A 23,743-nucleotide genomic window follows, 5' to 3' on the forward strand; every position below is an offset into this window, starting at 1 on the left:
GGAAAGCAAAGCAAAGGTCATCGAGCGAAATCGCGCACCGCGCGTGCAGATCGCTTATGACGTTGAGACCTACGGCAGCCCGACGACGATCGAACTGCCCTTCGTGATGGGCGTGATGGCCGACCTCGCCGGCGCATCGCAGACCAAAGAAGCTCAAAAGACGGTGTTGGACCGCACCTTTGTAGAGACCGACGCCAACAGGTTTCCGCGCTTCATGGAAGCGCTTGGCCCCCGCGTGAAGGCGCGGGTGAAGAACACATTGCCCCAGGCTGAAGGCGCAGAGCGCGAAGAAGAGCTGGCGGTCGACCTCACATTCTCCAAGATGGGCGATTTCGCGCCTGACAAGATCGCCGAGCAAGTGCCGCAACTGGCCGAAATCCTCAAGATGCGCCGTCAGCTCGAGGAGTTGCTGGGCTTCATGGACGGTCGGGCCGACGCAGAAAAGCGCATCGCGCAATTGCTGAACAACGAGCCGCTTCTCGGCCAGATCGCCAGTCAGGCGCTCTCCGACAGCGACAAGGTCGAGGAATAAAGCCATGGCCGAACAGCAAAAAAGCCCAACTGTTGCCGAGGCAGAGGCCATCGATCTCGGCGAATTCAGCGAACTTTTGGAGAAAGATTTCAAGGTCAAGAAGGACGACAGCGAGAAGCTCCAGCAGCTCGTTCGTAATCTCGCCCTTGCCGCCCAGTCGCGCTCCGACACCACCAGCATCTCGTCGAATGCGATCAAGTCGATCAAGTCGCTGATATCTGGCATCGACAAGATGCTGACCGTCCAGCTCAACGAGATCCTACACGCCCCGGAAGTCCGGGAGATGGAGGGTACCTGGCGTGGCCTCTGGTACCTCATCAACAACACCGAGACGGACCAGAAACTGAAGATCCGGGTGATGAACATCTCCAAGGAGCAGCTGGCTGATACGCTCGAAGACTATGAAGGCCAGATGTGGGACCAAAGCCCGGTATTCAAGAAGGTCTACACCGACGAATACTCGATGTTCGGCGGCGAGCCGTTCGGCTGCCTGATCGGCGCCTACGAGTTCTCCAACCACCCGCGCGACGTTGGACTTTTGCGCAACATTTCCGGCGTCTGCGCCTCTGCACATACGCCGTTCATCGCGGCTGCCTCGCCACGCCTGTTCCGCATGGACAGCTGGCAGGAACTGCCCAATCCGCAAGATCTGCAGCAGATCGTGTCCAACCCGGCCTATGCGTCGTGGCAATCGCTGCGCGAGAGCGAGGATGCGCGCTACATCGGCCTTGCCATGCCACGCGTTCTGGCGCGGCTGCCCTATGGCGCCGATACTGTTCCGGTCAAAAGCTTCGCCTTCGAGGAGGAAGTGCAGGGCGACCACCACAAATACATCTGGATGAACGCCGCCTTCCCGATGGGCGTCAACATCAACCGCAGCCACAAGCTGTTCGGCTGGGGAACGCAGATCCGCGGCGTCGAGAACGGCGGCACGGTGATCAACCTGCCGGTGCACAGTTTCCCGACCGACGACGGGTCGGTGGCAATGAAGTGCCCGACCGAAGTCGCCATCGACGACCGGCGCGAGGCGGAACTGGCAAAGCTCGGCCTAATGCCGATCCTGCACCGCAAGAACACCGATCTAGCGGCGTTCATCGGCGCCCATTCGCTGCAGGACGACGAAACCCGGGCCGGGCGGCTGGTCGATCCCGACGCACAGTCCAACGAACGGCTGAGCGCCAACCTGCCCTACCTGTTTCCGGTGTCCCGGTTCGCCCACTACCTCAAGGCGATCGCCCGCGACAAGGTCGGCTCATTCAAGGAACGCTCCGACATGCAGATCTGGTTGACCGAGTGGATCAACCGCTACGTGCTCGCCAATCCGGCCTTCGCCGACGACAAGGCGCGTGCCAAGCGTCCGCTCGCGGCGGCCGAGGTCCAGGTCGACAGTGTCGAGGGTCGACCTGGTTACTACAACGCCCGCTTTTACCTGCGCCCGCATTACCAACTGGAGGGAATAAATGCGTCGCTCCGGCTCGTGTCGGAATTGCCGTCAGTGAAGTCTTGATTTGTCTTCGTACAATGGAGAGAGACGATGCCAGACGAAGCAAAAACAAAAATAGATGGGTTTTTGAAGGTTCCTGATATCACCGGCCCAAGCGTTCGCGACGGCCACGAAGATGAGATTGAGATTCATGGAGTGGAGTTCGACATGGTTGCGCCGCACGACCCAAATTCGCTGTCGCGAAGAGGTCGCGTTGCATTGGGCATGATTAAGTTCATCAAGAATTACGACAAATCCTCTCCGTATCTGAAGAAAGCCCTCTTTGACAACAAGCCACTGGACGAAGTGGTGTTCTCGGCGCGCCGCACCATCGATGGCGAGACCAGCGACTATCTTGTGGTCACCCTGTCGGATGCCTCGGTCGTTCAATACGACATGAAACCGAGCCTGGATGAACAGGACTTGATCGAGGAGCGGGTAGGCTTCGCCTACAAGAAGATCAAATTCAACTATGACGACAAGGACGAGGTCGAAATGGATGTCCATGTCGGCAAGTGACGGGCAGGTACGGCGCAACGGCGCCGAAATCGCGGCGACCGGCAGTCCGCGGGCGAAACGCGAGGCGGTCCAGCCTTCCCTTTGGGATCGCCTCGTCAATGATTTGCCGGGACTGAATTCGGAGATCGATGGGCTTCGGCACCTGCTGCTGGAGGAGTTGGGTGAAGAACGTCTCGACGGCTTTCTTGGAGGAGCCCCCCGGATTATAGACTCGGACCTTGAACTGACGCCCGATCAGAAGCGGCGCTTGCACCGGCTCAGTTTTCAGAACAGACAACGCACCGAACTTGAGAGCCGGGGCGTCGTGGTCTCGGCGCACGTGCTGCGGGAGGCTGTGCGGCGTGACATCGAGGCGCTGTTCAACACTGAGCGCTTCGAAGCGACGCCAATGATTTCCGACAGAGAGGCCGAACAGGCGGTCGATGACCCGCCCGATCTCGCAGATTTCCCCGAAGTGCGCCGAAGCGTCGTCAATTACGGCGTGCCGTCATTCTCCGGCCGGTCGTCTCGCGACTTTGATCGTGAAGTCCTGGCGCGCGAGATACGTCTGGTGCTGGCCAATTTCGAACCGCGGCTCAAGGAAAGCGCGACAAAGGTGACAGTCAACCTTGGCGACAAGACCACCGGGCTCAAGATCGAGATCGACGCCGTGCTGATCATGACGCCGACGCCTGAACGATTGCGGCTGCGCACCACAATAAATCTCGACAACGGTATGGCGCGGACCGATTTCAAGGAAGCCTGAATATGGATCGGATCTTCCTGGAGTATTACGAGGAGGAACTGACCCACATCCGCACGCTTGCGGCGGAGTTCGCCGACATGCATCCAGCTGTCGCGCGCAACCTATCGCTCGACACCGCCCCCTGCCCTGACCCGTATGTCGAGCGGCTACTCGACGGTGTCGCTTTCCTTGCCGCACGGACCAGGCTGAAGGTCGATGCCGAGCGATCGAGGTTTGCACGCAGCGTTCTTGAAGTTCTCTATCCCGACCTGCTTACGCCTGCACCTGCGACGACCGTGGCAGTGCTGAAGCCCAGCCAGCAGGTTCAAACGATGAACGCCGGCCACGTCGTCAAGCGCGGCACCCGCCTGGTGGCCAGCCTGCAGCCTGGCCTGTCGACACGCTGCACCTTCACTACGGCTCAGGATGTTACCTTGTGGCCGATCGAGATCGCCTCCGTCGGCTACTACCAGGACCGCAGTGCGCTTGCCGCCGCCAGCATTGCACCGATCAGCGCAGCGGTTTGTGAAGCAGCGCTGCGCATTACCATCGCCCGGACCGGCAAGGGCAAACTGAGCGAATTGGCTCTCGACCGGCTCGAATTGCATTTTGCCGGGCGCACGAAAGCAGCACTGCTGTTCGACACCATCTTTGGCGTCTGCACGGCAATGGGCGCTCGTGAGGACAGCAAGTCGGGCAAGCTCGTCCCCCTGYCAATGCCCGAGATGATCGGGATCAGCGACTCTGAAGCATTGATGCCGCGGACACGCCCGACCTTCGAGGGCTATCGGCTGCTGCGCGAATATTTCATGATGCCCGAGCGTTTCCATTATGCGCGCGTTCAGGGGCTGCAGCCTGTCGTGCGCAGCTGCGAGGCAGGGCTCGAAATCGTCTTCCTGCTGCGGCGCGCCGTACCCGAACTCGCCGACCTTTCCCCAACCGATTTCGAACTGTTTGCGACGCCGCTGATCAATTTGTTCGAGCGCGAATGCAACGTCATCGAACTCGATGCCCGCAAAACGCGACAGGTGCTTTACGCCGACCGCACACGGCCTAGGGATTTCGAAATCTTTCGGGTGACCCATGTCGAGGACGCCGAGGCCGAAGGGGCCGACGCAGAGATACCCGCCCTCTTCAGCCTTGGGCAGAACAGGGGCAATGGATGGGTCTACTCGACCGAACGCCGCCCGCGACGCGCGACCGAGGACGAGCGGCGCGAGGGCGTGACCCGAACCTCTTACACCGGCGACGACGTCTTTCTGGCGATCTCACGGCCGGCCGGCACCTCCACGGGGCGTCCGCTCAAGCGCATCGAAGTTACCGCTCTTTGCACCAACCGCGACCTGCCGATCCTCGACGACAATCCGACGCTCACGCTGGAAAGCGGCGACCCCGTCGAAGCGGTGAGATTGCTTGGCGCGTTGCGAGCGCCCCAGCCATCCATTCCAGCCACGCTGCCCGCCGGTGCCGATGCGGAATCCCGTGCCGATGAACTCGCCTGGCGGCTGGTGGCGCAACTCGCGCTCAATTTCCTTAGCCTTGCCAAGGAGGGCCGCGGCGTCGATCCGCTGCACGCACTGCTCGACCTCTATGCCGATCGCGGCGACCCGGGGATAACTCGCCATGTCCGCTCGATTGTCCGCATTGACTCCCAACCAGTGATCGAGAGACTGGCGATACCAGGGCCGATCTGCTTCGGCCGCGGCACCGAAGTGATGCTCCATATCGACCAATCAGTGCTATCGGGTCAAAGCTCGTTGCTGCTTTCCGCCCTGCTGGCGCGGTTGTTTGCCCGCCACGCCGGTATCAACGGCTTCGTGCGCACCCGCACGCGGCTTCTCCAGAAGCAGGAGGACGTGCCATGGCCGATGACGCCCGGCAACCGCTTCCTGATATAGCAGCACGCAACAGGCTGACGGAGAGCTACGACTTCTTCGAGCTGCTTCGCCAGCTTGAAAACCGGGGCAACGGTCTGTTCGGTCATTCGGGGCGCCCGGACCGTGAGCCGGCGCGGCTCGGGCAGCATGTGCGCCTGGGCTTTTCGACCCAGGATGTTGTCAAGTTCGAGGAGGCCACAGACAAGAACGCCCCGCGCGTCACCGTCGCCAATCTGGGCTTGCTTGGCCCCGAGGGGCCGCTGCCGCTACATCTGACGCGCTGGGTGCTCGATCGCCTGTCGCAGCGCTGGTTTGCTGGTGCCGATGCGCATCAGACCAGCGACACGACCTTCGTCGATTTCGTCAACATCCTCCAGCACCGCATGATCGCCTTGTTCTATCGCGCCTGGGCCGATGCACATCCGGGCGTGCAGGTCGAGCGTGCCGTCGGTGGCCGCATCCGCTCGATGCTCGAGGCCATGGCTGGCATCGGCCTTCCCGATACGAAAAATGCGGAGAACACCGATCTCGATACAGTGAAGCTGCGGCAGGCTGCGGCACTTGCCGACCAGGTCGATGGGCCAGAACGGCTCACTTTGTTCGTCGCCGAAGTTTTCAACGTGCAAGTCCGATTGAAGGAGTTCGTCGCTTCGTGGCTGGAGATACCAGCCGCCCTGCAGACGAGGCTCGGTCAAGCCAGCGCTTCGCTGGGCAGAAGTGCAACCATCGGGCCCCGCAGCTTCAGCCGCCAGAACAGGGTCGAGTTGCGCATCGGTCCGCTCGATTTCGAGACCTACAAAACGTTCCTTCCCGGTAGCAAACGGCTACCTGTTTTGAAGCGCGCCATCCGCGACCTGATCGGCGAGTTGCTCGACGTCGATCTCAGGATCGTGCTGGCCCGCGCAGAGGTGCCGCCGGCTCGGATCGGCGCTGCTCAGCTCGGCCGAACGGCCTGGCTTGCGCCCCCTGCGGAAAGGGACGATGCTGAGGATATGCGCCTGYGGACGATCGTCGGTTGGCGGCCAGAAATGGCGGGAGTCGGGGCATGAGTTTGCTCCTCACGCTTGAGCAGGGACCGCGCGCGCAGGCAGTGCGCCAGACTCGGCTGGACAAGGGTGAACTGGTGATCGGTCGCAGTCCCGATGCGGACTGGCAGATCGACGACCCCGACATGTTCGTGTCACGCGCTCACTGCAAGATCACGGCGGAACAGGGTGGCTATATCGTCACCGATACCTCGAGCAGCGGACTATTCATAGACGACGCCGGCAGCCCGCTTGGATTAGGCAATTCGGCACGGCTGCACAATGGAATGCGGCTAAGGTTGGGCGACTATGTCGTCTGGGTCGAGCTGCAGCCAGGGGCCCAATCGTCGGCGCCGAAATCATCGCCTTCCAGGACATCGACACCTCAACCCGTGCCACCGGCATCGCGCGCATCGATCGGCTTGGGTGGCGATGATTTCTTCTCGGTCAAGACCAACGAGGAGCCTCAACGCCCGCGCCCCTCCGATCTTCCGAACCCGTTCGAGCATCCTGAACCTGGAGCATTTCGTGCCTACGAGCGTGCCGGAGGCTCAGAGCGCAATTCGCCGGCCTTCGACGATCCGTTCAGTCTCGATCCGGTGGCAACCCCAGTTTCGACTGGACACGGCGATGACGGTCAAAATGGAATGTCCGCCTTTGCTGATCCATTTGGCCTTGCTCCAGCGGAAACCCCACCTCCCAAGCCGAAGCCGGAACCCATCGACCAGCAACCTTCATCGCTCGACGATGATTTTGGCCTCGCACCCGTTCCACCACCGCCGCCTGTTGCCGAGGTAAGGCCGGCTGGAAACAGGTACGACAGAGCCGTCGACAAGCCCCCCTCGCCCGCTCCTTGGGATTTGCCGGCACGCCGGCCCGATGCACCTCCCCCACCGCCGCCGTCACTGCGAGCACGCCAAAAATCAGCCGCCGTTGCCGCACCGGCCGCGACACCTTCAGACAGCGCCCTGCGTGCAGCCTTCCTTCGTGGCTTGGGCCTGGACGAAAGCGACACCTCCGGCCGCGACGCGATCGTTGAGATGGAGAAATTCGGCCGCGAATACCGCTTGATGCTCGAAGGTCTGATGCAGCTCCTGCGCAAGCGTGCCGAGGAAAAAGGCAATGCGCGCATCGAGCAGACTATTGTTGGCTCGTCGGAGGTCAACCCGCTCAAATTCCTGCCGACTGTTGATGATGTGCTGGCAACCATCCTGGCTGAACGCAGCCCCGGCTTTCTCGCCGGCGAGCCGGCCATTGCCGATGCAGTCCGCGACCTCGCCCAACACCATGTTCGCGCTTGGCGCGGCCTGCAGGGCGCTCTTCGCCGCATGATCGATCGCTTCGATCCCATCGCGCTCGAAGAGGAGCTGAAATCGAGTTCGTCGTTCGAGACGCTGCTGGCGGGCGGCCGTAGCGCCAAGCTTTGGGATCTGTACAAGAAACGCCATCGCGAAATCGCCGTAAGCGCCGAAACGCGCTTCATGGGCGAGATCGGAGCCGACTTCCGCAACGCATATGAAGAGGAGTGACGCATGATCGACCGGCGCGACTTCATTCTTGCTCTCGGCGCGACAGGACTGGTTACCGCCTGCCAAAGCGGGCCGCCGAAACCGTCCACGGTCACCGTCAATGTGAGCGGTCAAGCCGGCATGAATCCCGGACCCGGCGGCGGCGACAGGCCGGTTACCGTTCTGGTCATGCGATTAAAAAGCACGGGCAAGTTCAACTCCGCGGACTATTTCGCCCTGCAAGGTGATGCCGCCACAGCGCTAGGTGGCGACCTCATCGGCTCCGACCAGCTCGCCGTCGGCCCCGGTAAGGCGGCGTCTAAGACCATCACCGTTGAGCCGGAAGCGACCGCGCTCGGTTTTGTCGCGCTTGTTCGCGAACCAACAGGTCGAACCTGGCGAACGACGAAATCGGTCTCGCCAGGTTCGACGGTAACGATCGCCGTCAAGCTCGGCAGCGGAGGCATTTCCGCCTGACGCGGACGAAGAACGGAGTTCTCGATGCTAAGAGTTGCCGCATGACCGACGCAAACAGGGTGCTGTGGTCCGAAGGGCTGTTCCTCCGCACCCAGCACTTCCAGCAACAGGACCGTTTCTTTGAAGCGACGGTACGCGGCGCTCTTCTGGCCGGGCAGCTCCATACCTTCGGCTTTCGCGCACTGACGCTCGACCCGGCCTTGCTGGAGGCCGGACAGGTCGCGGTGCTCTCTGCCCGCGGCATCTTCCCCGATGGCACCCCTTTCGCCATTCCCGACACGATGGACTCACCAAAGCCGCTCGCCATTACCGCGGACATGGGCGGCGGTCCGGTGCTCATCGCCGTACCACTAGAGCCGCCGGGCGGCATCGGCTTTGATCCCGCGCATGCCGAGGCCAGCGGTGCGCGCTATCGCGGCCGCATCGTCACCGTGCGAGACTCGGTGCAAGGCGGTTCGGACCCCGAGGAGATCGAGATCGCCCGACCGCAGGCACAGCTGCTTGCGCCCGGAAAATCGGTCGGCGGCTACACGGCACTGCCGATCACCGAAATCACCGGCCTGCGCGCCGACGGTGGCGTTGCCATCGACGACAACTTCCTGCCGCCTACGCTCACGACTGGAGCCGTCCATTGGTACGCCCAGCTTCTGCAAGAGGTCATCACCGGGCTCGATCAGATCGCAGAGGCGCATGCTAAGATGGTGCTTGGCGGTCCTGGTCGCAGCGTTGAAGACTTGCTGATGCTCAATCTCGCCAATGCAGCGCGGCCGCGCCTGGCGCATATGCTGGCGCAGGACATATTTCACCCCGCCGATCTCTACCTCGAGCTTGCCGGCCTCGCCGGCTCGATGGCGACTTACGGCTCAAACTCGAGGCGCCTGGCCGAATTGCCGATCTACGATCACATGGCGCCGGGACCGGCCTACTCGGCGCTTGCCGACACGTTGCGTTCGCTGATCCTGAGTCTGCGCTACGTCGAACCAAAATCGCGAGCGCTCCCGGTCATGCGCCATTCCACCAACGTCTGGAAGGTGCGCATCGACAACCCGAAACTGCTTGTCGCCAGCCGCATCGTCATTCGCGTTGGCTCAGAGCTGTCGGAAGAAGCGCTACGCAAGATATTCGTCAACCAAGCTACCGTCGGTGCGGCCGGCGAATTCGAAGGCCTTTGGAAGTCGCGCCTGCCGGGCATTCCGTTGAAGCCGCTGCACTCGCAGCCGCGCGAAATCCCTTATGACGGCGATCGCCTTTGCCTTGAACTTGATCAAAGAAGCGAGCACTGGGCCTCTCTCCTCGACGCACCCGGATTCGTCATCGGCGTATCCGGCGTGCTGCCGAGCGAGCCGCAGGTCGACTGCTATTCGGTGAACAGGTGACGCGATGAGCCAAGACGATCCTTTCGGCTTGTCGGAGGATCGTGAGCGTACCCGGATTCGCATGGTCGGTACGCCGACGCCACGCGCGCCGATGCCCTTTTCCGCAGCCCAACTGAATCGGTCGCGTGCCCATCCGAACATGCTGGTCAATGCGTTTTCTGCCCTTTTGGAATTCGCGCCCGAGCTTGAAAATGCGCTGCCGCCGGAAAATCCGGAGCATCTGCGCACCCGCCTGCTCGAAGAGCTCGTGCGGGGGCGTGACGCTGCGGTTGCAGCAGGGTCGTCCATCGATCGCGCAGACCAGGCCGCCTGGTCGGTCGCTGCACTGCTCGACGATCTCGCGCTGAACACACCGTGGGGCGGTGCCAGTGCCTGGCCGCGTCAGCCGCTCGTCGTCATGCTGCGTGGGGATGTCGATGCTGGCGCCCAGTTCTTTTCACGCCTGGAAGAACTCGAGCGCCACCCCAACCGCGACAAGGAAATGCTGGAACTGCAGTATCACTGCATGGCACTTGGCTTCCGCGGCAAATACCGGGTGCCTGGTCGGTCCGGCGACCGGTCTTTGAATGCGGTGCGTGCGGCTGCCGCGCGTTTTCTGCGCGATGCAGACGCCGAAGATGCACCGCTTTCGCCGAACTGGAAGGGCGTCGTCGCAGCCGACGAAGCGCCACGCTTCACTGTGCCGATCTGGGTGATGGGTGTTATCGCTGCGGTGCTCGCAACCGCGGTCTATGTCGGCTTCTCCCTGGGGCTGAGCAATCAGGCCGTCCAACTCTCCGCCTTGGTCCGTGCGCTTCCGCCGGCAGATCGAGCCGAAGTGTTGCGCGCTGCACCTCAGGCAGAAGCGCCTCCGGTCGAGACCGTCGACTTCGCACTGCTGCCCGAATTTGCGGCGGCCACTCCGGAAGGATTGCGCCCAGCGTTGAAGGGTGCCGAAAGCGTATCTCTGGCCCGCCTCGTCATCCAGGCCTCCAACCCTGAGCTGTTCCAATCGTCTCGGGCCGAACTGACCGACGGCTTCCAGCCCCTAGTCAGCGCCATAGCCAAGGTGATCGTCGAAAACCAGGAATTGATCGGAAACATCACGGTTGTTGGCCACACCGACGGCATTCCTCTGCAAAGAACCAACCCGCTTTCCACCAACCAGCGCCTGTCGGAGGCACGTGCTGCAACGATTGCCGACATGCTGGTCCAGAACGGCGTGCCGCAGGAGCGTGTCCGCTCGGAAGGTCGCGCTGCCACCGACCCCGTCGCCGACGACGCCACCCGAGAGGGCCGCGCGCTCAACCGCCGGGTCGAAGTGCTGGTCGAAAAGAGGCTGTGACAGATGTTCATCCTGCGCTTCCTCTGGTCGGTACTGACTTCGCGGTGGCTCTGGACGCTCATTGGGCTCACTTTGCTTTCGCTGATCATCTGGGTGTTCGGACCAATCGTGAGTGTCGGGCAGCGCACGCCCTTTGCGTCCGAAACGATACGCATGGCGCTGATCGCAGGCTTGGTCATCTTGTGGCTCATCTGGCTGATCTTGGCCCAGCGCCGCGCCATCCGCGCCAATCGTATGTTCGTCGCCGAGATCGCCGCAGCTCCGGTGGAGAAGCCGCTGACGCCTGGCGAGCAAAGCGTTGCCGCAGTCAGCGCCAAGTTCCAGGGGCTGATGGACGAGCTGAAGCGGCGCAAGCTCGGCGGTCGCAAGCTGCTGCGCGATATGCCCTGGTACGTCATCGTCGGACCGCCAGCGACTGGCAAGACGACCGCCTTGCGCCAGTCCGGCCTCAACTTTCCGATCGATCTCACCGACGACATCCAGGGTATCGGCGGCACCCGCAACTGCGATTGGTTCTTTTCCGAAAACGCCGTGCTGATCGACACCGCCGGACGCTACGTCCAGCAGGAGAGCCAGCCCGATGTCGACGCTGCCGAATGGCTGGGGTTCCTCGATCTGTTGAAAAAGCATCGCGGGCGGCGCGCGCTGAATGGCGTCATCGTCGCGCTTTCGATCGATGCGCTATCCGAGGGTGACGAAGCCATCAAGGCGCATGGTCGCAAGATCCGCCGGCGCCTGGCCGAACTGAACGAGCGGCTGGAAATCCGCCTGCCGGTCTATCTGATGCTTACCAAAGCCGATCTGATCAAGGGCTTCGAGCCTTTCTTTGGCGGCCTCTCGACCTCGGCACGCGAACAGGTGTGGGGCACGACTTTCGCGCCCGACGCGCGTGTCGACGGCAACATGGTATCGCGAGAAATCTCGCTGCTGGCGACAGAGCTTGAGAGACGTCTCGTCCCTCGCCTCGAAGACGAAGACAGCTTGGCGGCTCGTGCCGAAATCTTCAGGTTCCCGGCGCAGGTCGAAAGCCTGTCCGAACCGATCCGCCTTCTCATCGGACAGATATTCGGCGAAAGCCGCTATGAAGACAGCGCTTGGCTGCGCGGCGTCTACCTGACTTCGGCAACGCAGGAAGGCGCGCCTATCGACCGGCTCACGGCCGCGCTCTCCTCGTCGTTCGGGCTGCCGCCACGCCGCGCCACGTCCTCGCCGCGCGTCGAAAGGCGCAGTTTCTTCCTCAAGAACCTGCTGACTGAGGTGATCTTCAAGGAAGCCGGCCTCGGCATGTTCGATCCGCATGCGCAGCGCCGCCGGACTTGGATCTGGCGCGGCGCTGCCGCAGCCTCTGGGGCGGCGGTGTTGCTCGCCGGATCGCTCTTCGGGCTGTCCTACTACGACAACCGCAACGCCATCGCGGCCCAAGCCGGCCAGTTCGAGGCGCTGCAGGCGCCGCTTGCACCGTTTGCGGCGGCTCCAGCCCCAGTTGACGCGCCCGACATAGATGTCGCGCTGGCAGCGATGGATGAGGTGACCAGTGCCCGTACACCGCCGCCGAGAGGAGTGCGCGACCTGATCGGCCCGACAGCCGCGCCGGAACTGCTGCGGGCACAGGCCGATAGCTACAACCACGCCCTACGCAACATCCTCGAGCCGCGCATGGTCGCCTTGCTTGAAACTACGATGTGGCGGCAGATCCGCGATCCGGAATTCATGCTCGGCGCCCTCAAGACCTACCGCATGATGACCGGCCTGTCGCAGATGGACACCGATTTCGCCCAGGATTGGTGGGTGAACCACCTGCCTGAGTTTGCCCCTGTCGCCCCCTTTCCGACGGCGAACGCGGAGGAACACCAGCTCGCCGCCATCCGCCGCATGACTGTCGACGCGAGCTATGTTGCACCCGATCCAGCGCTGGTCGCCGAGGCACTGAAGAGCGTCTGCACCATTTCGCTTCCGGCCCGCGCCTACAAGCAGTTGCTGGCCGATCCCGCCGTCTCCGAACTGAAAGAGTGGATTCCGGCAAATTTCGCAGGTCCCAACGGCTCCAAGGTCTTTGCCCGCCGCTCGGACAAGACGATGCGTATCGGCATATCAGGTGCATATACGTACGCTGGCTTCCACGATGTCATCCTTGACCGGCTGGAGGATGTCGCGGGCCAGGCAGCGCTCGATCGCGCCGTTTTTGCCGGCGGTTGCGAGGAGAATTCCGAGACCTCGGTGTCAGCGCTGTCGGAAGATATCCTCAAGCTCTACTACGAGGATTTCATCGCCCAATGGGACAGCCTGCTGCGCGACATTCGGCTGGCACCGCTGACTGACCTCAACGTCGCCAGCGAAAACCTCAAGGACCTTTCGAGCGCCGATTCAGCCCTCAAGCGCCTTGTTACAGCTGTTGTCCACKAAACCGATCTCATGCGCTCCGACGAAGAGCCGGCTGGTGACAACAAGACTGCGTCCAAAGGCGCATCCAAGCTTCTGGGTAAGCTCGGCAAGGTCGGTAAGCTCGCCAAGGCGGGCGCGAAGCTGCTTCCTCGTGCCGGTTCGGCCACCGAAGTCGACATGACCGGCACGCTTGTTGCCGAGCACTTCAAGCCGCTCAAGGGGGCTGTCGCCGAAGTTGATGGCCAGCCGCCCGCACTTGACGCGGCTGTCGTGGCGCTCACAGCACTTTCGAATGTGCTGCAGACAGTTACCGCCAATCCCGATCCGCAGGACGCCATCAAGAAGCAAGGTGGGCTTGCCGAACTTACGGGTGCTGTCGCCCGTCAGGCGCAAATCCTGCCCGACCCGATCGACGACTGGCTCGGCGGCATTGCCGGCGACACAAGCGGCCTGACGGAGAAGGCGGTCACCTCCGAGCTCAACGCCATCTGGCGCGCCGACATTCTGCCTTTCTGCCAGGCAGCGCTCAACGACCGCTATCCATTCAGTCCGCAGAGCGCTGTCGACGTCAACGTCCGCGATTTCGCCCGCCTCTTCGGCCCAGGTGGCTTGATTGACGCCTTCACCAACGATCATCTCATCAGCTATGTCGACACGGCAAAGCAGCCATGGACCTGGCGCGCCGATTTCGGCCTGGATTCTTCGGCGCTTGCTGCCTTTGAGCAGGCGCGCCGCATCCGCGACGACCTCTTCCCTGACGGGACAGGTCCTTTGATGAGCTTCACGCTGGAGCCCAAGGACCTGTCGCCCACAGTGACCCGCGTCACGCTCAATCTCGATGGCCAGAGCCTCGTCTACTACAACAACGCCACCCGCCCGCAGCCGATGACATGGCCGGGAAAGGACGGCACCGGCACAATCTCGCTGGCCTTCCAGCCCATCGATGGCTCCCCCGAAGTGATCGTCAATGAAACCGGCAGCTGGGCTTGGCTCAGGCTGCTCACCAAGGGCCGTTTCACCGGCACTGCCTTGGCCGACGTCTACAATCTCCGCCTGGGCGCGAAGAACTTCTACGCCGATTTCGAGTTGAAGGCGGCAAGTGTCGAGAACCCCTACAATTTGGAGATGTTCAAGAGGTTCGTATGCCCGCAGCAGATCTAGTCACCGGCTTCTACGGCAAGATTCCGGCGACCGGCGATTTTGTCGGCCGAGGCCTTCCGAGCGAGTTTGTACGGGCATGGGACCGCTGGGTCGCGAGCCATCTGGCGCCACTGCAATCATCTGGCATCTGGACGGAAAAGGTCGCGCTGCGCTTCCTACTTGGCCCAGAGGCAAATGGCCCAATGGCCGGCATCGTTGTACCAAGCAGTGACAAGGCTGGACGTCGTTTTCCGTTGACTGTCGCCTCTCCGCTTTCAGCAGCCACAACCGGCCTTGCAGGCTCGGCAGCGAAATGGTTCGACGACATCGAGGTCGCAGCGGATTCCGCGCGAAATGGAGACATCAGCGCCGACGAATTCGCTGCCAATCTGGCTGCTCTGCCCTTCCCGACACTCGACATCACGGGTGAGCCAGTGCTCGGCATGGTCCTCTGGACGGATGCTTCAGTGCCAATGGAAATTGACCCGACAAAGCCCCAATCGGCACTGGATCGGCTTCTCATGGCGAGCTGGGAGACCAGCTGATGCAAATCTGGAACCAGACCGGCTTCGTCCACGAATTCACCATGGGCATGGACAAGGCTGCGCACGAATACATCGTCGTGGTGGTCAAGGGCACGTTCGATTTCCCCGAGGCTCCGGGGGGCTTGGTGCGCAAGTCGGCTGAGCAGGTGCCTCTGGTGATGGCCGATACCTGCACGGGCGAGCCAGGTTATTCGGCAACGCTTTGGGAGACCGATTTCGCTTTCCGCAAGCCGCGCTGCGATGTGATTGCCAATGGCTGCGCCTACGCGCCTAGCGGGCGTCCGGCCGAACGCGTCCCGGTGGGGATCAGGCTGGGCGGTTGGCAAAAGCTCTTTGAGGTGGTCGGCACACGCGAATGGCGCGCCCGTGGTCCGCTGTTCATGGCGACAGCGCCCCAGCCCTTTCTGCGCCAGCCATTTTCCTACGACACCGCTTGGGGCGGCACCGACCGCCTCGACCACGAAGACAAGCTCCCGGGTAGCTACAAGTTTAATCCCGTCGGAACTGGCTGGGCGCGCACCCGCAACCAGCATCTTGTTCCCGGCCTCAGGTTGCCAAATACGCAAGCCATCGGAGAGGAGGTCCGCTCGCCCTTCGGCGACTACAAGCCGATGAGCTTTGGGCCGATGGGCCGCGGCTGGCCAGGCCGCATCGAATATGGCGGCACCTACGACGACAACTGGACCAAGAACATCTTCCCGTTCCTGCCTCCGGATTTCGACGAACGCTATTTCCAGATGGCCCCGCCCGACCAACAGATCGACCCACCCAAAGGTGGCGAGGACGTGGTGTTGATCAACCTGACACCTGGCGGCCACGAAAGCTTCCGCCTGCCAGGCACGACGCTGCCAGTTACGCTGTTCAAGGGCCGCGACAAGGCCTACGAAGCTGACCTTCTCCCCGACACCGTCCTGTTCGACCTCGAAAACCGGCGTTTCTCGCTGGTCTGGCGAGTATCGCAGCGTATCCATCGGACGATACTGGATTTTACCGAATGTTGGGTTGGTCCACCCACGGAGTCGATGCTGCGGGCACGGGCGGCGGGGCGCGCATATGTCCGCGCAAGCGGAACCGCACCGCTGGCCGAGATAGAGGACGCATGAGCGCTTCACTCGACATTGTTTCGGTCGGCATGGTCACAGCGGTTGGTCTCGACGCACCTTCCAGCTGCGCGGCGATGAGGGCGCGGCTCGACGGCTTTCAGGAAACGCAGTTCACAGGCCCGGCGGGTGAGCGCCTGACTGGCGCGCCTGTCTCGTTGCCGCGCGCCTGGATTGGCGAAAAGCGCATGGCTCATCTGGCCGCCGGAGCCATCAGCGAGGCCTTCAACAAGGTTCCGCAAGCACGCGGCCATACGGTGTTAATCCTATGCTTAGCCGAAGAAGACCGGCCCGGTCGACCCGTAATCGACAGTTCGGCTCTGCTGCGCCGTATCGCCGAAATCGTTGAGATCGAACCGCATACGCGCTCCCGGATCGTCTCACATGGTCGGCCCTCGGGCCATGTAGCACTCGATCAGGCACGCCGTTTGCTAGCTGCAGGCCACGCGCCCTATGTGATGATCTTGGGTGTAGATAGCTACCTCACGAGTCAGTCGATCGCCTACTATCTTGGCGCCGACCGGTTGCTTGTAGGGGACAATCCGAACGGCTTCATTCCCGGAGAGTCGGCGGCAGCCGTCTTGTGTGCGCGACCGGCTAGGGGTGGCTTCCGGCTTTTCGGACTTGGTTTTGCCCGAGAAACCGCTTCGATTTACAATGATGCGGATCTACCTCTGCGCGCCAACGGCATGACAGCTGCCTACGATGCCGCATTTCAGGAAACCGGTATGGAGATGAACCAGCTCGGCTACCGAATTTCCGATCTCATAGGCGAGCAGTACTGGTTCAAGCAAGCAGCCCTGGCCAGCTTGCGCCTGTTGAGAGGTCGGCACAATTTCCAGGATATCTGGTCGCCGGGCGAGTCCTTGGGAAATGTTGGTTCAGCGGTGGTGCCGCTGATGATTGGGATGGCTTGGACAGCGGCGCAAAAGGGCTATGACGCCGGTAACCCGGTCCTCGTCGAAGCATCCAACGATGCCGGCGCTTGTGGGGCAGCTGTTATGGCTGCAAGGGCGGTCTGATGGGCGACGTCTATGCCAATGGGATGGAGATCTCCGGCAAGGGCAGCGATGGCAAGACCATCGCGGCGTTCCCTGATGTTTGCTTCACGCCGCCGGAGAACCCTGCAACACCACCCGGAGTGCCGATACCCTATCCCAGCTTTGGCATGTCCGGCGATACCGACAATGGCACCGGCACGGTCAAGATCTCAGGCAAGACGGTCAATCTCAAGAACAAATCATATCTTACCAAGACCACAGGCACCGAGGCCGGCTGCGCTGCTAAGAAGAATATGATCACGTCAGTGAATACCGGAAAGGAGTATTTTCACTCCTGGTCCAATGATGTGAAGTTCGACGGCGAACCTGTCATTCGTATGACAGACTTTGCCACCAATGACCATGCATCCCCGACCGCCGGAACGCCACCTTGGGCGCATGTCCTGAAGATCAAGATCGGCAAGGAAAGCTGCGCTGAGATCCTGTTGAAGCTGGACATTGTCGTTCATCCTTACAAGGACGCCCACAAACACTGCGAGAGCCGTGACAAATCGAAACCTGCGGCAAAGGACAATGAATACCAGCAATCAGATCACATCGTTCAGAATGCCTGTTTTGAAAACGCGCGCGGTACCGGCGGAATCAAGAGTTTTGAAGATTACAACTTGAACAACGCGCCATGTGTCTGCCTCAAGGACGGTACAAGGCGCGGCACCGAGCACGGCGAAAAGACGGCAGCGCAGAATGAGTGGACCAAAAGCCAGCTGGAGAAGAAGGAGAATCCGACCTACGAAGACGTGCGCGAGGCCAATTTGGATGCGATGAAGAAGGCCAAGGCCCCGCATATGGATGACAAGAAAGGCAAAGAGCATCCTGCCGTCGAGTGTCTTCGTGCAGTCTGTGACGCTTTCTTCCACCCCCTTATGGAGGATGAAGGCGAAGACAGCACCCAGACACGAACTCCGAGAGGCGGGGCATTCAAGCAGGCGGCTGCCGGCAAGAAGAGCAACAAGTAACCGGAGGTAGGTCCAATGGCATCATACAACGTCTCGTGCGACAGCTTAGCGCTTGGTCCCAATGGGGAGCTTTACACGCTTGTCGTCTACTCCGATGGCGAGGGTTTCAATTCTCATGTGCTCGAGGAGGTTGATCTCCGCCTCGATGAGGTTGAACGGATTGAGCATCTCGATATCCAGATCTGGCTGACGGACCTCTGGCGCGCCGAAACCGGCGTGATGTTCGTATCGGACGAAAATGGCAAGATCCATGTGGGCGGAGCCGGCAGGTGGGCTGTGGAAGCGAGCGAGAGTGCGCGCGCTTTGACTTGCGTCTGGGGGCTCACCGAAGACATAGTCTTTGCAGCCGGTGATGCCGGCGTTGTTTTTGGCCGGCGCGGCACCGTATGGCCAGCAATAAGCCCTGCCTTTGGCCAGACGCTATTTGGCCTTGGAGGCACATCTGCCAGCAACATCTATGTCTGCGGCGACCGCGGTTTTCTGGCACATTTCGATGGCCAGCAATGGTCGATTGTCCCCCTGCCAACAAACAATCGCCTGCTGGGAATCCTCGCCCTGGCGCCGAATGACGTCTTGGTCTGTGGCGCAAATGGCGTGCTGTTTCGCGGCAGTGGCGATAGTTGGCGGGCCTACGACCCGGCCCCCAGCGACCTGCACTCCATAGCCAGCTTTCGCGGGCGCCTGTTCCTGGCCGCCAGCCGTTCCGGTGTGCTCGAGATCGTCGGTGACCAGTACGCCATCGCCCGCGACACGTTCGTCTCCTACAAGCTCGTTGCGAGCAACAGTTTCCTGGCGAGCGCCGGAGATATCTCAGCGGTACGAACCGACCTTAAGACGTGGGATGGAATGGACTACGAATAGCTATCGGATCTACGCTTGGTTAGCTTGGAGCCAAGCGCGTACTTTTGCGTGATCAAGCGTAGCGATCGGGATCGYCTTCTCCACGGAGAGCATCCTGACGACAAACAGTTCTCCAGTCTCCGGGAACTCCTTGTATCGCTCCTGCGCGATCTCGCGTCCTACCTCTCCGGCTACCCTCAGCCCATCGAGATGCGCTTCCAGACGTTCGACCAGCCGCGCCAGGCGCTCCGCGTCCATGTCGGGATTCTCATCAGGATTCAGCAAATGGTGGTCATAGACGGTCCACAGGAACGCCGCCATTTCGGCGTGCTGGCGAATGATTTCGCGCAGGACCGGCGCGGGCATCAGTTCAGGTTGACCGAGCCACCGCGGATGCGGTTGGCGGCACTTGCGTGGCTTGTGACGTAGGTGCCGCGGATGGTGATGTGGCCGTCCTTTTCCATGATGATCGTCGCCTTGCCACAGCGCAGTTCTATGCGTTCGTCGCCCACGATCCTGACCTGTTCGCCGTCGCGAATGACCTGGGGCGCTTTGGCCTTGCGGATAGGTTCCACGATGCGCCCCACGATAAGCGGCCGGCCGACATCGCCATCCTCGAACAGCAGCGCAACCTCCGCGCCAATCATGTCGGAACTCATCTCAGTCAAGCTGCGCGCCCGGACCGCGATGTCCTTGGCGTTGCCAGGGAACACGACAAGCGGCGCCTCCTCGTCGAAGCCGAGGAATAATCCGATCACAACCCCATCAATGCGCTTCACGGTCTTTGTCATCGAACCGCCCTCAATTCTGCTTGATCTCCGAACCCTTCATCGTGATGGCGCTCGATGCCTTAACGTTGATCTTGCCCGAGCCATTAACGGTAACGTCCTTGCCTTCGATGGAAATGGTACCGTCTTTTTTCATCGAGATGGCCGCCGAGCCGCATTTGATGACGATGGAGTCGCCGGCGTCTATCAATAGATCCTTGCCAATCTTGATGGCGCCATCCTCGCCGACCTCAACGAGGCTACCCTTGGCGATCTTGAGTGCGCGGCCGCCACCAACTTCGGTTGCATCGTCATTGGCAATCTTGGTCGTGCGGCCCTTGCCGATGTCGGACGTCTGACCGCCGGCGATCTTGAAACTCTGGTCCTTGCCGATTTGCGCGCTTTGGTTGGCCGCGACCTGCCAACTGTCGTCCGCTCCGATGTCGTGACTCTGTGCAGCGCCAACACTGACCGAGCGGCTCGCCCCGATCGTATTCGTCTGAGCGGCGCCTACACTGCGGGCCTCGGTCGCGCCGACGGAATCCACACGGCCCGCCCCAACGGTGACGGCCTGCGCCACGACCACCGTTTGTGTGTGATTGGCACCGATCGTCTCGGTTGRGTTCGAGCCGATCTTGATCGTCTCGTTCGATCCGACCGTCAGCGAGCGGTTCGTCCCCACCGTCTCCGTGTCGTTCGAACCGATATTCGTCGTCTGGTCGACGCCGACCTTGACCGTCTTGTTGTTGCCGACGTCCTCATCCAGATTGTGGCCAACCGAGTGTTTTGCGTCGTGGTCGATGCGGTCCGACTGGTCGTGCTGCACCAGCTTGGTGCGGTCGTTCTTGACCAGAAGCTTGTGGTCTTTCTGCGCCTGGAAATTGACCAGTTCGGAGCCTGCCTTGTCCTCAAACATCAGCTCATTGTAACCGCCGCCGCCCTTCGACGAATCTGATTTCCAACCTGACTGGGTGGCCGAGCCCGGCAGGCCGTAGGGCGGCATCTGAGCAGCATTGTAGACCCTGCCGGTGATGATCGGCAGGTCCGGATCGCCCTCGATGAAGTCGACGATCACCTCCTGGCCAATACGCGGTATCTGGATGAAACCGAAACCACTGCCGGCCCAGGTTTGCGACACCCGCACGAAGCAGGAACTGTTCTGATCCTTCTTGCCCTCGCGGTCCCAGTAGAATTGCACCTTCACCCGCGCATATTCGTCGGTGAAGATTTCCTCGCCCGAGGGGCCAACGACACGCGCCGTCTGAGGACCGCGCATGATGGGTCGCGGGGTGATCCGCGGTGGGCGATATGGCAGGCTGGTCGGGGCCACACCGAGGACCACCGTGAAGCTTTCGCCCTTTGTATCGATGCCGCTGCGAAAGCCAGGGTCGAACACGCGGTACTCGACGCTGAGCACAAGGTACTCCTGGTTCTGGTCGTCGCGCGGAAAGCCGTCAAGCTTGAAGGTACAGCCAGAAAACAGGCCGCGCACGGTGCCGGCGGCTGCGATGCGCTGGTGCACGGCCTGCAACTCCTCGCGGCGGATCGCGGCGATTTTATCGCCACGGCCGACTTCCAGATGGGTGCCCGGCTGGCGGTAATTTTCACCGTCCGCAAGTTTGTGGCCGAACGCTTGTGCGGACTTCGCCATCAGGTCGGCGCCCGGCTTCTTGAAGTCGTAGTCGGTATGCGCGTAAGCGCCCGGGCGTACCGAACTGCCGGGAACCCATTCGGTGATATACTCGACGTCGCGTCGCGCCCCCTGCCCTTCGAAATGATACGGCACCTTCTCATAGCCTTTTGGGGCCTTGAGCTTGTTCATGGCGTCGGCAAGGATCAGCTTGTGCTCGCCATCGCCGTGTTCGAAGAAATACATGATGCCTTCGTGCTCGAGCAGCCGTTGCACAAAGTCGAGGTCGGTCTCGTCAAACTGGACGCAATAGTCACGCGGCGGATACGACCCTTGCAACCGCTTTTCGAACTTCGCGGTGCCATATTTGGAAAAGATCTTCTCAACGATCTCAACCACGCTCATGTTCTGAAAAATGCGACAGTCGGTTGTATTGCCAAGAAACCACAGCCATGGCCGGACGACAGCTTCATAGAAGGCCAGTCGGTCCTCGATGCGGGTAAGACGGAATTCCGAAACGAGGCCGCTGAACCAGCGTACCGGATCGGACTCGCCTTCGATCGAGACGGCGCCACCGAGCAGTTTCAGAGGATCGATTTCCGGATCGCTGCTGACAAAGCCAACCGTATAGGCAAAACAGCGGCTGACCTCGTCGCGTCCGGTCAGATGGGTGAAAGTCAACGTATCGGCGCCGAGAGGTGTCCGGACCACAGTCGCGCGATCGTTAGCCATGGCGTCGTGCCCTCTCCGGACGGCCGGACTTCTACCACAAAGCTTAGCACAAGTTATTCAACCGGCCAAAGTAGGCGAGGCGCAGCGGCTGAATGTGCCGCTGCGAAATGCCCCTGTGCTGCGGTCGTCGTAAACTGCTAGAATAAAAGGGTGAATTTGGACGAGACTGCCGGAAACAGAGGGTTTGGCGGGCGAATTCGGATGCTCATCAGTCTGACCATCGAAAATGTCGACAGGCTGCCAAACGGCGGACCGCTCAGCTACAGCTCCAATGGTCGCAGCTTCGCCATCGGTCGCGAAAATCGCGACTGGAACCTGCCCGACCCCAATCTCTTCATCTCCGGTCTGCATTGCGAGGTCCGCTACGACAGAGGCACGTTCTGGCTCTATGACGTCTCGCGCAACGGAACCTACGTCAACGGATCGAACCAGCGCATCACTGACCCGCACCCRCTCAACCACGGCGACCGGCTCTGGATTGGCCGCTACATCGTTGCCGTATCGATCGAGGACGACCGGGATGCGGCTAACCAATGGGGCAATCCAGCGCCTTCAAGGCATGCCGCAGACCAGGCCGGCCAGCGTGCGCCGMAATTCGCCGACCCTTTTTTCGGCGGGGCCAGCAACGGCCAAAGCGCAACCGGCGTCGCTGCGCAGCCGCCGGTACCGTTGCCAGCCGCGCCATCGCCCCCCGTGGCTCCGGGCCAACGGCTGGAGGCCACGGAGCTGCTTCGCCTCATTGCGGCCGGCGCCGGCGTCTCGCCCGAGATATTTCTGCAGCGCGATCCAAACGACGTTGCCGCGGAAGTCGGCGCTGTGTTGCGGGCGGTGGTCGATGAACTCGCTTTGTTGCTCAAGGCGCGTGCGGCTGCCAAGGCCTTGGCCAAGAGCAGCCACCGAACCATGATCAGCGGCGTCGACAACAATCCATTGAAGTTCATTCCGCGCTCAGAAGAGATCCTCGAAATCATGTTCGCCCAGCGCCGCTCTGGCTATCTTGACGCTAGGCACAGCGTTGAAGAGGCGTTCCGCGATCTCAAGACACACGAACTCGCGACCTACGCCGCGATGCAGGCGGCACTTTCGCGGCTGCTCTCGGAGCTTTCGCCCGAGGCCATCGAGAGGAAGCTTCCCGGCTCTTCATTCGTGTCGAAGAAAAGCCGCGCCTGGGATATGTTCGTCGCGACATGGGAGGCAAAGGAGGCAGCCCACGAAAATGGCATGCTCGATGTGTTCCTAGCCTATTTCAGCGAAGCCTACGCCAAATCGGCGAGCAAGAAATGATGCTGCCTTTGCCGAGTAGACCCTTGTTCAGCGTCCGTTGACGCAAGCTGCTCCGTCCTGGTTCCAATCGGCTTTTCCTTGCACTACGATGCATGATTGGCGCGCGAGCGATGCTGTCTGACCGGAGGAGCCTGCGGCATTTGTCATGGCATGGCAGGCGTCGCGCGAGAGCGGGTGATCAGCGATGAGTTCGAAGGACGATCCTTCCGGCTCCGGCGGCAGAACCGTCATTCGCGGATCGCCGCGCCGCGCGCCGCAGCCGGACCCGGCTGCACCTTCTTCGGCACTCCTGGCAAAATCCGACCCGACCATCATCTACGCTAGCAGTGAGCCGCAACCGCCGCCTTCCGGCACGGTGATTTATCAAAGCGCCCCATTGGGTGAGCGTCAACACGACGCCAACAAGCCACAAAAACGAGCCCGAACGCAATCCGGCATCTCGCTAGACACCCTGTTCGAGG

Annotated in this window: 20 protein-coding genes and 1 pseudogene; 18 read left to right on the top strand and 3 right to left on the bottom strand. The window is 61.5% G+C overall.

The window, feature by feature from the left end:
• The 16 genes from tssB to AC1DUU_RS03805 form a co-directional block, all read left to right on the top strand.
• On the top strand, window positions 1–532 hold a 532-nt coding region (tssB, locus tag AC1DUU_RS03730; RefSeq protein WP_476782068.1), incomplete at its 5' end, for a type VI secretion system contractile sheath small subunit.
• A 4-nt stretch (window positions 533–536) separates the two neighbouring features.
• A complete protein-coding gene (gene tssC, locus AC1DUU_RS03735) occupies window positions 537–2,039 on the top strand; it encodes a type VI secretion system contractile sheath large subunit (protein WP_476782069.1) in 1,503 nt (500 codons plus the stop codon).
• A gap of 27 nt (window positions 2,040–2,066) precedes the next feature.
• The gene (locus AC1DUU_RS03740; RefSeq protein WP_476782070.1) at window positions 2,067–2,534 is read left to right on the top strand and encodes an Hcp family type VI secretion system effector; all 468 of its coding nucleotides are present in this window, start codon (window positions 2,067–2,069) and stop codon (window positions 2,532–2,534) included.
• A complete protein-coding gene (gene tssE / locus AC1DUU_RS03745) occupies window positions 2,521–3,279 on the top strand; it encodes a type VI secretion system baseplate subunit TssE (RefSeq protein WP_476782087.1) in 759 nt (252 codons plus the stop codon). Before AC1DUU_RS03740 ends, tssE begins: the two co-directional genes overlap by 14 nt.
• A gap of 2 nt (window positions 3,280–3,281) precedes the next feature.
• Window positions 3,282–5,156 carry a type VI secretion system baseplate subunit TssF gene (gene tssF / locus AC1DUU_RS03750; RefSeq protein ID WP_476782071.1) on the top strand — a complete coding sequence of 625 codons (1,875 nt, stop codon included), beginning with the start codon at window positions 3,282–3,284 and terminating at the stop codon, window positions 5,154–5,156.
• Window positions 5,120–6,184, top strand: coding sequence for a type VI secretion system baseplate subunit TssG (gene tssG / locus AC1DUU_RS03755; protein ID WP_476782072.1), 1,065 nt, complete (start codon window positions 5,120–5,122; stop codon window positions 6,182–6,184). The genes tssF and tssG overlap by 37 nt, the downstream gene beginning before the upstream one ends.
• Window positions 6,181–7,689, top strand: a complete 1,509-nt coding sequence (gene tagH / locus AC1DUU_RS03760; protein ID WP_476782073.1) for a type VI secretion system-associated FHA domain protein TagH — start codon at window positions 6,181–6,183, stop codon at window positions 7,687–7,689. Before tssG ends, tagH (AC1DUU_RS03760) begins: the two co-directional genes overlap by 4 nt.
• Before the next feature lie 3 nt (window positions 7,690–7,692).
• Window positions 7,693–8,145 (top strand): type VI secretion system lipoprotein TssJ, encoded by a 453-nt coding sequence (tssJ, locus tag AC1DUU_RS03765; RefSeq protein ID WP_476782074.1) that lies wholly within the window; start codon window positions 7,693–7,695, stop codon window positions 8,143–8,145.
• A 41-nt stretch (window positions 8,146–8,186) separates the two neighbouring features.
• On the top strand, window positions 8,187–9,521 hold the full coding sequence (gene tssK / locus AC1DUU_RS03770) for a type VI secretion system baseplate subunit TssK (RefSeq protein WP_476782075.1): 1,335 nt from the start codon (window positions 8,187–8,189) through the stop codon (window positions 9,519–9,521).
• A 4-nt stretch (window positions 9,522–9,525) separates the two neighbouring features.
• Entirely contained in the window at window positions 9,526–10,845 is a 1,320-nt protein-coding gene (gene icmH / locus AC1DUU_RS03775) for a type IVB secretion system protein IcmH/DotU (protein WP_476782076.1), read from the top strand.
• A gap of 3 nt (window positions 10,846–10,848) precedes the next feature.
• A complete protein-coding gene (gene tssM / locus AC1DUU_RS03780) occupies window positions 10,849–14,388 on the top strand; it encodes a type VI secretion system membrane subunit TssM (protein ID WP_476782077.1) in 3,540 nt (1,179 codons plus the stop codon).
• Window positions 14,370–14,912 (top strand): type VI secretion system-associated protein TagF, encoded by a 543-nt coding sequence (gene tagF, locus AC1DUU_RS03785; protein ID WP_476782078.1) that lies wholly within the window; start codon window positions 14,370–14,372, stop codon window positions 14,910–14,912. The genes tssM and tagF overlap by 19 nt, the downstream gene beginning before the upstream one ends.
• Entirely contained in the window at window positions 14,912–16,015 is a 1,104-nt protein-coding gene (locus tag AC1DUU_RS03790) for a DUF2169 family type VI secretion system accessory protein (RefSeq protein WP_476782079.1), read from the top strand. Before tagF ends, AC1DUU_RS03790 begins: the two co-directional genes overlap by 1 nt.
• On the top strand, window positions 16,012–17,034 hold the full coding sequence (locus AC1DUU_RS03795) for a 3-oxoacyl-ACP synthase (protein ID WP_476782080.1): 1,023 nt from the start codon (window positions 16,012–16,014) through the stop codon (window positions 17,032–17,034). The genes AC1DUU_RS03790 and AC1DUU_RS03795 overlap by 4 nt, the downstream gene beginning before the upstream one ends.
• Entirely contained in the window at window positions 17,034–18,029 is a 996-nt protein-coding gene (locus AC1DUU_RS03800; RefSeq protein ID WP_476782081.1) for a DUF4150 domain-containing protein, read from the top strand. Before AC1DUU_RS03795 ends, AC1DUU_RS03800 begins: the two co-directional genes overlap by 1 nt.
• A 117-nt stretch (window positions 18,030–18,146) precedes the next feature.
• On the top strand, window positions 18,147–18,890 hold the full coding sequence (locus AC1DUU_RS03805; protein ID WP_476782082.1) for a beta propeller repeat protein: 744 nt from the start codon (window positions 18,147–18,149) through the stop codon (window positions 18,888–18,890).
• Between the two features lie 9 nt (window positions 18,891–18,899).
• On the opposite strand, the gene AC1DUU_RS03810 is transcribed toward AC1DUU_RS03805, so the two are convergent.
• From AC1DUU_RS03810 to AC1DUU_RS03820, 3 genes are read right to left on the bottom strand one after another with little or no spacing between them, the layout of a single operon-like run.
• Window positions 18,900–19,235: a hypothetical protein gene (locus AC1DUU_RS03810; RefSeq protein ID WP_476782083.1), complete on the bottom strand. Its 336-nt coding sequence runs from the start codon at window positions 19,233–19,235 to the stop codon at window positions 18,900–18,902.
• Window positions 19,235–19,660, bottom strand: a complete 426-nt coding sequence (locus tag AC1DUU_RS03815; RefSeq protein WP_476782084.1) for a DUF6484 domain-containing protein — start codon at window positions 19,658–19,660, stop codon at window positions 19,235–19,237. The genes AC1DUU_RS03810 and AC1DUU_RS03815 overlap by 1 nt, the downstream gene beginning before the upstream one ends.
• Before the next feature lie 10 nt (window positions 19,661–19,670).
• Window positions 19,671–21,998 carry a type VI secretion system Vgr family protein gene (locus tag AC1DUU_RS03820; protein ID WP_476782085.1) on the bottom strand — a complete coding sequence of 776 codons (2,328 nt, stop codon included), beginning with the start codon at window positions 21,996–21,998 and terminating at the stop codon, window positions 19,671–19,673.
• Between the two features lie 201 nt (window positions 21,999–22,199).
• On the opposite strand from AC1DUU_RS03820, the gene tagH (AC1DUU_RS03825) reads away from it, so the two are divergent.
• A complete protein-coding gene (gene tagH / locus AC1DUU_RS03825; protein WP_476782086.1) occupies window positions 22,200–23,282 on the top strand; it encodes a type VI secretion system-associated FHA domain protein TagH in 1,083 nt (360 codons plus the stop codon).
• Window positions 23,283–23,466: 184 nt separating this feature from the next.
• A pseudogene (locus AC1DUU_RS03830) lies at window positions 23,467–23,743 on the top strand (hypothetical protein); the annotation flags it as partial.

This window comes from Aminobacter sp. P4_H6_2 (assembly GCF_056400805.1).

Excerpts from the sequence above, each read along its gene's own strand:
- tssC (WP_476782069.1), top strand. The coding sequence starts at position 537 with ATGGCCGAACAGCAAAAAAGCCCAACTGTTGCCGAGGCAGAGGCCATC.
- AC1DUU_RS03740 (WP_476782070.1), top strand. The coding sequence starts at position 2,067 with ATGCCAGACGAAGCAAAAACAAAAATAGATGGGTTTTTGAAGGTTCCT.
- tssE (WP_476782087.1), top strand. The coding sequence starts at position 2,521 with ATGTCGGCAAGTGACGGGCAGGTACGGCGCAACGGCGCCGAAATCGCG.
- tagH (WP_476782073.1), top strand. The coding sequence starts at position 6,181 with ATGAGTTTGCTCCTCACGCTTGAGCAGGGACCGCGCGCGCAGGCAGTG.
- tssJ (WP_476782074.1), top strand. The coding sequence starts at position 7,693 with ATGATCGACCGGCGCGACTTCATTCTTGCTCTCGGCGCGACAGGACTG.
- tssK (WP_476782075.1), top strand. The coding sequence starts at position 8,187 with ATGACCGACGCAAACAGGGTGCTGTGGTCCGAAGGGCTGTTCCTCCGC.
- icmH (WP_476782076.1), top strand. The coding sequence starts at position 9,526 with ATGAGCCAAGACGATCCTTTCGGCTTGTCGGAGGATCGTGAGCGTACC.
- tagF (WP_476782078.1), top strand. The coding sequence starts at position 14,370 with ATGCCCGCAGCAGATCTAGTCACCGGCTTCTACGGCAAGATTCCGGCG.
- AC1DUU_RS03790 (WP_476782079.1), top strand. The coding sequence starts at position 14,912 with ATGCAAATCTGGAACCAGACCGGCTTCGTCCACGAATTCACCATGGGC.
- AC1DUU_RS03795 (WP_476782080.1), top strand. The coding sequence starts at position 16,012 with ATGAGCGCTTCACTCGACATTGTTTCGGTCGGCATGGTCACAGCGGTT.
- AC1DUU_RS03800 (WP_476782081.1), top strand. The coding sequence starts at position 17,034 with ATGGGCGACGTCTATGCCAATGGGATGGAGATCTCCGGCAAGGGCAGC.
- AC1DUU_RS03815 (WP_476782084.1), bottom strand. The coding sequence starts at position 19,660 with ATGACAAAGACCGTGAAGCGCATTGATGGGGTTGTGATCGGATTATTC.